Source organism: Streptomyces sp. NPDC019890, assembly GCF_044903445.1.
Classification (GTDB): Bacteria; Actinomycetota; Actinomycetes; order Streptomycetales; family Streptomycetaceae; genus Streptomyces.
Window position 1 is genome coordinate 1 of sequence record NZ_JBJDQK010000031.1, and the last position, 10,166, is coordinate 10,166.

Consider the following 10,166-nt stretch of genomic DNA (forward strand, 5'->3'; position numbering starts at 1 on the left):
CACGTGTCCGTCTGTGGCACAGGAGCAGTCTTTTGCCGCTCCCCGGTCGGCTCAAGAAGGGTTCAGGCCATATCGGTCACGTATTGCGCATTCCTGGTCACAGAACGGAGTTGAGCTCGGTCCCCGGACAGGACTCCTCTGACACGACGGCGTTCACGGCGCGCGGGACGCCGCGGGCGCGGCGGGAGTCACCTCGCCAGGGACGGGCGGATGTTCTGATTGAGCCGGAACAGATTGGTGGGGTCGTACGTGTCCTTCACCTGCACGAGCCGGTCGTGGACTGGCCCCGGATACGAGGCGCGTACCTTGTCCTCGGCCGCGTCACCGGTGAAGTTGACGTACATCGCACCGTCGCCGTGGCGGGCCATCTCTTCCCGTGTCTCGCGCGCCCAGGCGGTGTGCCCGTCGAACCCCGTCGGTTCGGCGGAGCGCGCGATCACGTTGCACAGGACGCTCGCGTCCCGCTTGCTGAAGGCGGTCCCGTCCGCGGGCACGCGAGCGTAGGCGCCGCCGAGCTGGTGCAGGTGCAGTTCACTGAAGGGCGTCGGAGTGGTGAGGTGCAGACGCGTCACTGCATCGATCGCCGCGTCGGACGGCTCGATGAATGCCGAGGTGAAGTAGTTGTGCGCTCCGCGCGTCCACAACGGGTCCAGAAGTGACTGCATGGCGAGATAGGGCATCGGGCCCATGATGTCGGCGATCGGGGTACCGAGCGTGCGCAGTGGCCGGACCGCCGCTTCCCCGGCATCGACGGCGCCGGCGTACATGCTGGCGATGACGACGATCCGGGTACCGTGCACGTCTTCGGGCAGGAACGGCAGGGGAGGCGCCGTTGTCAGGTTGACCAGCGTCGTCAGCTCGTCGGGCATCTCGGCGGCCAGGTCACGCCACTTGGCGATCACCTGCCGTGCTTCGGCGAGGGGGTAGACGATCAGGCCCGCGAGCACCTGTGGGCCCACCGGGTGCAGCTGGTACTCGAAGGACGTGACGACACCGAAGTTGCCGCCACCGCCGCGGAGCGCCCATAGCAGGTCAGGGTTCTCGTCCGCACTGGCGTGCACGAGTCGGCCATCTGCGGTGACGACGTCGGCTGCGACCAGGTTGTCGCTGCTCAGGCCATGACGGCGGACCAGCCAGCCCACACCACCGCCCAAGGTGAATCCGGCGATGCCGGTGGTCGAGACCAGGCCGCCGGGCACGGCGAGGCCGAACGCCTGTGTCTCACGGTCGAGATCTCCCCATGTCAGCCCCGGCTGTGCGACGACCCTGCGCTGTGCAGGGTCGACCCGGGCCCCCTTCATGGCGGACAGGTCGATGACGATGCCGCCGTCGCAGGTGGAGAATCCGGCGATGCTGTGGGCGCCGCCCCGCACAGCGACGAGCAGGCCCTGGCTGCGCGCGAACTCGACTGCCCTGATCACGTCGGCGGTCCCGGCGCAGCGCACGACCAGAGCGGGCTTCCGGTCGTGGGCGGCGTTCCATATCGCCCTGGCTTCGTCGTACGTCGGGTCACCGGGGCGCACCACGGTGCCGCGCAGTTCCGCCTCCAGCTCGCCGATGGTGGCGTCGCCGAGGACACCCTTTGCCGTTTGGGTCGACATGTCGGCCTCCTTGATGTGGGCATGTGCTCCGACTCCAAGGAAGGTACGAAATGCCACTTTGCACCGGGTTAGCGCCGACTTTGCGCCCGCGACGCGGCTCGGGACAGGTGTGCGAGCCCCGCCGTGTCGCCCAGCTGCGTGAAAAGGCACAGGGCGCGGGCCGTGGCCGCGTCGGCGCCGGCCGGGTCGCGCGACTCCTGCGCCAGCTGGGACAGCATGACGGCCACCCAGCCGGAGGCGCGCGTCGACCCGGCTACGTGTTCGAGATCCAGAGCACGGGTGAGCAGAGCCCTGGCCGTGGCGGCGTCGCCCGCAGCCCGGGCGACGAGGCCGAGATGGAGCAGGCTGTTCATGGCGCCCGGAATGTCGCCGGTCTCCTCGAAACCGGCGCGGGCTCGGCCGAGCGCCGCCCGTGCGCTGTCGACATCGCCGACGGCCATGGCCAGCAGGCCGATATTGCCGAGCGTGATCCCGACCTCACGGCGGTCACCGAGTCGGCGCCTGATCAACAGGCCGGCGTCGAGGCAGGCCCGCGCCTTCTCGTGATCCCGGTGTGTGCGGCAGATGTTTCCGAGGGTGTTGAGGGCCAGTGACTCCCCATGAGGGTCACCGAGCGCGCGGAAGCAGCCGACGCTTTCTTCGGCTGCTGCTGCGGCCTCGTCCGTATCACCGTCCAGCCGGGTGGCCCAGGCGAGGTTGCAGAGCGCGTACCCGCGAGCCCGCGCGGCACCTACCAGCCGTCCGACGAGCACAGTCTCCTCGAAGAACAGCGACATCCGGCCCTCGGGGTCCTCCTCAAGCGTGTACCCGGGTGTCATGACCGGGAAGAACGGCGGGGCCGTGCCGTCCAGGTCTGCGAGCAGCCGCAGACATGTCGCGAAGGCGTCCCGGGCCGGCCTTCCCTCACCGCGGCAGACGGCCCAGATCCCACGCTGGTGCGCGGCGGTGGCGAGAACCGGCGGTTCCCCGTCGGCGAGCGCGCATGCCTCGTCGAGCGCCGCCTGTGCCTCGTTCCAGGTGCCGCGCATCCACAGCAGGATCGCCTGCTGGTAGCAGGCGTACGCCAGCGCTGCACGGTCTTGTCGCGGCCGGTGGATCGCCACGATCTCTGCGCCTGTGGAGGCCAGCTGAGCGCCGTCTCCGAGCCGTATCGCGAGCACGCCCTGCCCGAAGAGAGCCCGGGCACGCAGCGGGGTCGGTGCGGGCGCTCGGGCGAGGGCGTCGTCCAGTTGGCGCCGCCCCTCGGCGAGATAGCCGCGCTCCACCCAGAACTGCTGCAACGCGACCGCCAGCCGTAGCGCGGTGTCCGGGTCGCTGTCGAGTGCCGATCTCAGGGCGGCGCGGAGGTTGTCGTGGTCGGCTTCGAGGGGGAGCGACGTCCCGCGATCGCCGGAGATACGGGCGGTCCGCTCCGGGTCGTGCGATTCGGCGAGCGCGAGATAGAACTCGCGGTGCATGGTCTCGGTCTGCGCGAGTTCCCCGGAGTCCCGCAGCCGTTGCCGGGCGTACTGCCGAATGGTTTCCAGCAGCCGATAGCTCGTTTCGTCACCGCGGCGCTCCACGAGCACGAGCGACTTGTCGACCAGCTGGCCGAGCAGGTCCAGCACCGCTTTGGGATCGATGTCCTTCGTGCACACCTGCTCCACCGCGGCCAGGGAGAAGCCGCCGGCGAAGACGGCGAGTCTGCGAAAGAGCAGCCGTTCCCCGGTGTCCAGCAGTTGGTGGCTCCATTGCAGGGTCCCGAACAGTGTCTGCTGCCGGGTCACCGCGTGCCTGCTGCCCTGACCGAGGAGGGGGAGCGCGTCATCGAGCCGCTCGGCGATCTGTTGCGGTGCCAGCATGCGTACCCGTGCGGCCGCAAGCTCCAGGGCCAGGGGCATCCCGTCGAGCCGGAAGCAGATCTGGGCGATGGCGGCCGCGTTTTCCGGGCCCAGCCGAAAATGCGGGTCGGCCTCTGCGGCCCGCTCCACGAACAGCCGCACGGCGGCGAAACGGGCGAGCTCGGCCGGCGGCGGCAGCTTCAGCACGTCCGGCAGCCCGAGTGAGGGCACCCGCCAGGTGCGTTCACCGTAGGCATGGAGCGTCTCCCGGCTGGTCGCCAGCACGACGACCCCCTCACAGTGGGCCAGCACCTCCGAGACCAGGGCGGCGCACGACTCGACCAGGTGCTCGCAGTTGTCGAGCACGAGCAGCAGTTCCCGTCCGGCGATCTGGGCGACCAGCGCAGCTTGTGTCCTGTCACCCGGCGGGAGCTGGATGTCGAGCACCGCGGCGACCGCGTCAGGTACGAACCTGGGGTCGGTGAGCGCAGCGAGGTCGATGAACCACACACCGTCGCGGACAGCGCCGACGTGGCGGGCTGCGACGGCCAGTGCGAGCCGGGTCTTGCCGCAGCCGCCGGGTCCGGTCAGGGTCAGCAGCCGGCTGCGCGCGAGCAGCTCCTCCACCTCGGCGACCTCTCGATCCCGGCCGATGAAAGCGGTCATGTGCGCCGGCAGGTTGTGCCGGTGCAGGAGACCGGGGCCAGGTTCGACAGGCTCCTCGACCGAGCCCACCAGCAGCGTGCGGTAGAGCTCGCGGGTCTGCGGGTCCGGATCGGACCCGGCGTCTGCCCGGAGCGCGTCGCGCAGTTGCTCGTACACCGCCAGCGCCTCGCGTCGGCGCCCGGCAGTCGCAAGGACCCGCATCAGTGCCCGGTTGCCCGGCTCGTCCAGCGCATCTTCTGCGATCAGGGCCTGCAGCACCTCGATGGCCTCGACGGTGCTGCCTTCGCGCTCGAGCGCTTCGGCGAGGCCCAGTCTCAGCCGGGTGCGCCGCACACCGACACCGGTGCGCACCTCCTGTGTCCAGGGCTCGAAGGTGTCCTCGGGCAACAGTTCACGCTCGGCCAGGGCAAGTGCGGCACGGTAGTCCGATGGCCTGCCGTCGGCCGCTGCCCGCCGTGCGGCCTCCTCCAGCTCGTCGAGGTCGACGCGCACGCCACCGTCCGGGCCGAGTGCGACCATGGCGTCTCGCAGGACGACGACATCACCGGGCCTCCCGGCCGTCGCCAACGCGCGGCGTACGGCGTGCAGCACCTGGTGCAGGTTGTTGGAGGCGGCCGCCTGGTCCAGGTCCGGCCACAGCAGGTCGCACAACCGTTCCCGATGGAGCCGGTGGTCCGGCACCAGGGCCAGCAGCTTCAGTGCGCTCTTGGCCTTGCGCAGCCGCCACGCCCCGGCTTCCACGTCGCGGTCGCCGACCGCGACGTGGAAGCCACCGAGCAGATCAACGCGTACCTCGTCAGCCATGTCCGCCCCAACGGGGCTACTGGGGGTGGGTGGACCGGCCGGCCGGCGACCCAGCCTTGATGTCCCACCGGCAACGGGCCCTGCGGCCCGGCACGGATCCCCGCGTTCACCGGCGGAGCCGGCAGTCGGCGCACCCGGGACGTACGCCGATCATTTTACGTCCGCAGAGGAAGGGCCGCTGCCGTCATGTCGCGAGCACGTCTGCCCAGAGCCTCGCTGGGGCACGGTGGAGCTGTCCGCTGGCCGGACTCGTCTCAGGGCTTCGCCCCGTCAGGTCGGTGGTGATCGGTGGACGACGCCCAGGCTTCGGTCTCATGGGGGCGCGGGTCCTCGGTCAGCTCCCATGCGGCGCCGATCCGCTGCACGCGGTAGCGGCCGGACTCGTGGCGGGGCCAGCCGGGATCGCCGCCGGCGGCGAAGCGGACCCAGGCCCGGTGCGTCCGGGCGGCGAGGTCGGCAGGCGGCTCGCTGGTGCCGAGCAGTGCTTGGGGGCCGTGCAGCGACGGCAGGTCGAGGCGGTCGAAGACGAACGGCAGCTCCATGGTGTGGCTCGCGCCGAGCTGTCCGTCGAGCGCGTCGGACCGCCAGGTGAACTCGTAGACGAATGTCGGTGCGTCCCCCGCTGTCGCATGTGCGTCGGCCATCCGCCGGGTGCCGGTACCGAAGAGCCCGTCACCGAGCACGGCGGCGCGCAGTTCCGCGGCGCATGCGGTCGGCCGCTGGGTCCGATACGCACGGATCAAATCGTCGGGGCGGGGATGGAATCGCGCCGCGGTCGCCCGGACGTCGGCGTCGGTGCTGCCGGGCAGCACGCCGTTGGGGGCGAGGTAGAGGCTGCCCTCGTCGAGGTTGGCGCCGATGAGCAGGTCGACATTCTTCCCGCAGCCGGTGGCTACGGCGGCGGCCGGCTGCTGTTCGAGGACGAGGCTGAACGCTGTGATGCCGCCGAGCGGGTCGTGGTGGGTCGGCGTGTGCAGGTCCAGGCCGCTCAGGTGGGGCACGAGGCCGACGAGTCGCTCGTCGGGGATGTCGGCCAGCGTGTGGGCGGTGGGGTCGAGTCCGAGATGCCGCCCGACTGCCGCGGTGACGATCCGCGCTTGTTCGGGGGTGAATGCGCCGGTGCCGCTGCCGCTTTGCATGATCGCCCGGCGGATGAGGCCGGGAGAGGCTGCGTCGGCGAGGACGCCGCCGACGATGGTGGCTCCTGCGGACTGGCCGAACAGGGTCACGTTGGCCGGATCGCCGCCGAAGCGGGCGATGTTGTCCTGCAGCCAGCGCAGCGCGGCGAGGACGTCGAGCATGCCTCGGTTGTCGGGGGCGTCCGGTAGGTGCAGGAAGCCGGGGATGCCCAGGCGGTAGTTCAGGGCGACGAGGACGACGCCGTCGCGGGCGAAGGCGGTCCCGTCGTACAGGGGGGCGCCGGCCGAGCCGGCGACGAAGCCGCCGCCGTGGACGAACACCATGACGGGTGCCGGCGTTCCCCGCCGGTCCGGGGCCCAGATGTCGGCGGTGAGGTAGTCGGCACCGGGCCGCCGGCCCGGCCCGAAGTAGGGCGACATGTCCAAGGTGCCGAACGCGTCCCGGGCAGGCTGCGGCGCTGTCGGGCCGCGTCGCGCGGCGTCACGGACCTGTGTCCACCGCTGGTGCGGGCGGGGCGCGGCGAACCGCAGGTCCCCGACAGGCGCAGCGGCGTACGGCACACCGAAGAAGGCCGTTCCGTGGGTGTTGCGGCGACCGCGGACCGAGCCGGTGGTCGTGGTGACGATGACGGGATCGGCGGGTGCCATGCTGTGTCCCTTCGTGTTGTGCGTCGCCCGGCCGGTCGCCCGCTGCCCTGGGTGGGCGCGGCAGCGGGCGAGCGGTGGCGTTCTGTGGCTCTGTGCCGGGGCTCAGTACCGGGGGAGCGGGGCCCACTGCTTGATGGCGAAGGCGTCTGCGTCACGCGTGACTTCGAGGGCGCTGTGGCCGCTGAAGTGTGCGGGCAGTACGAGCGCGTTGTTGTCGGCGGCCCAGCCGAGCAGCTTGCGACGAGTCGCGCGGGCACCGGCCGCGTCCTCGCAGAAGCAGCTGTTGTGGTCGGGTTCCATGACCTGCAGCGGGGTGTGCACCAGGTCGCCGGCGAAGAGGGCCCGGTCGGAGCCGGAGTTGAGCTTGAGCACGCTGGATCCCGGGGTGTGGCCCGGGGCCGCTTCCAGGCGCAGGTTCGCGTCGATGGTGTGGCTGCCTTCCCACAGCCGCACCTGGCCTGCTGCGTGCACGGGGGCGACGCTGTCTTCGAAGACGTTCTCGTTGACGCCACCGGTGATGTTCGGGTTGTTCGCGGGGTTCCAGAACTCGAAGTCGGCCTTGGGCATCAGGTAGGTGGCGTTGGGAAACGTCGGGACCCAAGTGCCGTCGTCCAGGCGGGTGTTCCAGCCGACGTGGTCGACGTGCAGGTGGGTGTTCACCACCAGGTCGACGTCCCTTGGCCGTACGCCGGCCCGCTGCAGGTTACCGAGGTAGTCGAGGAGCATGTGGTCCCACGCCGGGACAGCCGGACGGGCTTTGTCGTTGCCGATCCCCGTGTCGACGAGGATGGTCCTGCCCTCGCTGCGCAGCAGCCACGTCTGCATCGCGACCTGGACGATCCCGTCGTCGGCGTTGAGGTGGTCCGGGACCAGCATGTCCTCGTGCCGCCGCCACGCCTGCTCGGGCGAGCCCGGGAAGAACTGCTGCGGGGTCATGCCGACGGGGCCGTGCATCTCCTCGATCCGGGTGACGGTGACGTCACCCAGTTTGATCTCGTTCGCGGTCTCGTTCATCGTGCGCTCCGTGTGGTTCGTCGATCAGCGGTTGTGCGTTACAGGGGCGAGCAGCAGATTGGGATCGGTGGCCGTGGTGTAGGCGGCGCTGGGCACGTAGGCGGTGCCGCGGCGCAGTGCGACCGAGGTCGGGTTCTGCAGACCGTCGGCGGCGGTCAGGACGGTGGACACGGCGCCGTTGCCCCGTACGCGGACGACCGTGTTGGGGGCGTTGAGGGCCGCAAGGATCTCGTCGCCGTTGCCGGTGAAGGCGAAGTCGTCGATGCCGGCGAGGTTCGTGGCCTTCGTCTGGACCGGACCGGGCCGGTTGCCCGGCCGGAACGGGATGCGCAGCAGGGTGCCCTTGTCGAGATTGGTCACCCACAGTGCACAGTCATGGATCTTCAGACCGTTGGCTCCGAGGAAGCCGGTGGGAGCGAGTTCTGCCGCTGACGACCAAGTGACCGGCTCACCACCGGCGGCGGGGACGGTGAAGATCGTGCCGAGCACGGAGTCGGCGATGTAGAGCAGGCCCCTGCGCTCGTCCAGCGCCAGTCCGTTGGGCAGCCCGTTGGCGGGCAGCGCGGCGATCCGGTGCGGGGTACCTCCCTGGCGCAGTCGCCAAAGGCCGGTCAGGTCTTCGGTGCCGCTCGCATACAGGAAGTACAGCGTCCCGTCATGGGCCCGGGCGATGCCGGTGGTGAGCGCGAAGCCGAGCACCGGGGTGTGCACTCCGCCGTCGGCCGGGGCCGGCATGGTGGCCAGGACCCGTGTCTTCCCCGCAGGGGTGACAGCCGCCACCTGCCGACTGGCCGCGAAGGTGACGTAGGCCGTGCCGTTGGGCTCCAGCGCTATGTTCTCCGGCATCTGCCCCTGCGCCAGATCGAAATGCGCGGCAAACCGGGTCTTCATCACCAAAGCGGTGCCGGCCGACGCCGGGGCCGCCGTGAAGGCGGCCAGGGTGACCATGGCGATTGCCGTGGCCGCGCCGGTGATTGTCGCCAGTTTCTCTTTCATGTTTCCTTCACGGTTTTGAGGCATGCGGTATCCACACGCGAAATACGGGTGATCTCAGTGAATTGAGCGAATTGATCCGTACGGGCAGAACGGCTTATGTGCGCCGCATCGGATTACGCCGGACTGCTGGAGTTCGCCAGAACGCCGCCCTGGTCGCTCCGCACGCTGTGCATCAGCAGCGTCATGGCGGCCTGGGAGGGCGAACCGGGCTCGGTGGTCGCGACGACGATGTGCTGCCCGAGCTCGGTGTGCAAGGACTGCTGAGTGACTTCCATGCTGCCCACCAGCGGATGCAGCATTTCGTAAACTGCGGCGCCGCCTGCCTTGACCCGGTGATCGGCCCACAAGGATGCGAATTCGGCGCTCTTGACCGTCAACTCGCCGATCAGCGCGGCGAGAGCGGGGTCGTCCGGGTGCTGGCCGCGTGCGAGGCGCAAAGTGCCCACGACGGCTTTGGCCTTGGCCGGCCAGTCCGTGTACAGGGCGCGCGTGTGGCCGTCCAGGAAGACCAGGCGGGCCATGTTCGGACGCTCAGCCGGCCGGTCCGGGCTGCCCGGGTCGAGATGCCCCGCAAAAAGGGCGTGACCGGCACGGTTCCAGGCCAGAACGTCACTTCGCCGACCGAGCACCACCGTCGGTACATTCGCCAACGCGGCCATGAGTTGCACCACCGCCGGCGTCACCCGTTCCGGCCCGGTTCGGCGCACTCCGGCACGGCGCCGTGTACCGGCGGCCAGGTCGTGCAGGTGCCGGCGCTCGGCCTCGTCCAGCCGCAGCGCCTGGGCGATCGCGTCGAGGACCTCCGGGGAGGCGTTGGACGATTGCCCCTGCTCCAGCCGCGCGTAGTACGAGGCGCTCACCCCCGCCAGCAGGGCCAGTTCCTCGCGCCGCAGACCCGGCACGCGGCGCCGGTCACCGTACGCCACCAGACCCACGTCCTCGGGCAGCAACTGCGCGCGGCGGGTCCGCAGGAACTCACCGAGCGGTTGTCTTCCTTCCATGTGCCCGAGTATTGGCTCTCCGGCGCGACGCAACCACACCCTGCCAGGGATACCGTCCTCCTCGAAGTCCCCTTCTGCCGCTGGAGAGCCGCCGGCTCGGGCAGCGACGAAACCACGCAGCGGCGCCCCTTACCGCAACGGTCCCTGAGCCCGGCGCGGGGGAGGGCCGTGGCGCACGCCACGGCTCTGCCCGTCGTGGGTCACCAGCAGCCCGATGGGAAAGTACGGCTCCTACGGCGTCGGAGCGTCCACACCCGTCCCGTAGACGCCGTCGCACCAGACGCCGGCGTTGTCCCGAGCGACGCGGGAAGCCCGGCGGCGATGCCCTGTCCAAGGCCGCTGGAGGCACGGCACTTCCCGAGTCGGTCAGTGACTCGATTTGCGATCTTCGTTGGACTGTTCTTCGCTGGAGATGACCGTTGACGCCCTGGAGCGAATCATCTGATCCCCGTCGTCACGCAGGCCCGAGAGCGGGTA

At 70.3% G+C, this 10,166-nt stretch carries 6 protein-coding genes; all 6 read right to left on the reverse strand.

Annotated elements, in window-relative coordinates; all coding sequences use genetic code 11:
- Positions 1–188 precede the first annotated feature (188 nt).
- Complete coding sequence (locus tag ACI2LP_RS33175; protein WP_404728247.1) at positions 189–1,601, reverse strand: FAD-binding oxidoreductase; 1,413 nt, start codon at positions 1,599–1,601, stop codon at positions 189–191.
- 68 nt (positions 1,602–1,669) lie between these two features.
- Positions 1,670–4,891: a BTAD domain-containing putative transcriptional regulator gene (locus ACI2LP_RS33180; RefSeq protein ID WP_404728248.1), complete on the reverse strand. Its 3,222-nt coding sequence runs from the start codon at positions 4,889–4,891 to the stop codon at positions 1,670–1,672.
- 254 nt (positions 4,892–5,145) lie between these two features.
- Complete coding sequence (locus ACI2LP_RS33185; RefSeq protein ID WP_404728249.1) at positions 5,146–6,678, reverse strand: carboxylesterase/lipase family protein; 1,533 nt, start codon at positions 6,676–6,678, stop codon at positions 5,146–5,148.
- A 102-nt stretch (positions 6,679–6,780) separates the two neighbouring features.
- Positions 6,781–7,692, reverse strand: a complete 912-nt coding sequence (locus ACI2LP_RS33190) for an MBL fold metallo-hydrolase (protein ID WP_404728250.1) — start codon at positions 7,690–7,692, stop codon at positions 6,781–6,783.
- A gap of 24 nt (positions 7,693–7,716) precedes the next feature.
- A complete protein-coding gene (locus ACI2LP_RS33195) occupies positions 7,717–8,688 on the reverse strand; it encodes a hypothetical protein (protein ID WP_404728251.1) in 972 nt (323 codons plus the stop codon).
- A 113-nt stretch (positions 8,689–8,801) separates the two neighbouring features.
- On the reverse strand, positions 8,802–9,689 hold the full coding sequence (locus tag ACI2LP_RS33200) for a helix-turn-helix domain-containing protein (protein WP_404728252.1): 888 nt from the start codon (positions 9,687–9,689) through the stop codon (positions 8,802–8,804).
- Between the last annotated feature and the right edge of the window lie 477 nt (positions 9,690–10,166).

What these genes read in the sequence shown, in the direction of transcription:
- ACI2LP_RS33190 (WP_404728250.1), bottom strand. Translation starts at nt 7,692, where the DNA reads ATGAACGAGACCGCGAACGAGATCAAACTGGGTGACGTCACCGTCACC.
- ACI2LP_RS33175 (WP_404728247.1), bottom strand. Translation starts at nt 1,601, where the DNA reads ATGTCGACCCAAACGGCAAAGGGTGTCCTCGGCGACGCCACCATCGGC.
- ACI2LP_RS33200 (WP_404728252.1), bottom strand. Translation starts at nt 9,689, where the DNA reads ATGGAAGGAAGACAACCGCTCGGTGAGTTCCTGCGGACCCGCCGCGCG.
- ACI2LP_RS33195 (WP_404728251.1), bottom strand. Translation starts at nt 8,688, where the DNA reads ATGAAAGAGAAACTGGCGACAATCACCGGCGCGGCCACGGCAATCGCC.
- ACI2LP_RS33185 (WP_404728249.1), bottom strand. Translation starts at nt 6,678, where the DNA reads ATGGCACCCGCCGATCCCGTCATCGTCACCACGACCACCGGCTCGGTC.
- ACI2LP_RS33180 (WP_404728248.1), bottom strand. Translation starts at nt 4,891, where the DNA reads ATGGCTGACGAGGTACGCGTTGATCTGCTCGGTGGCTTCCACGTCGCG.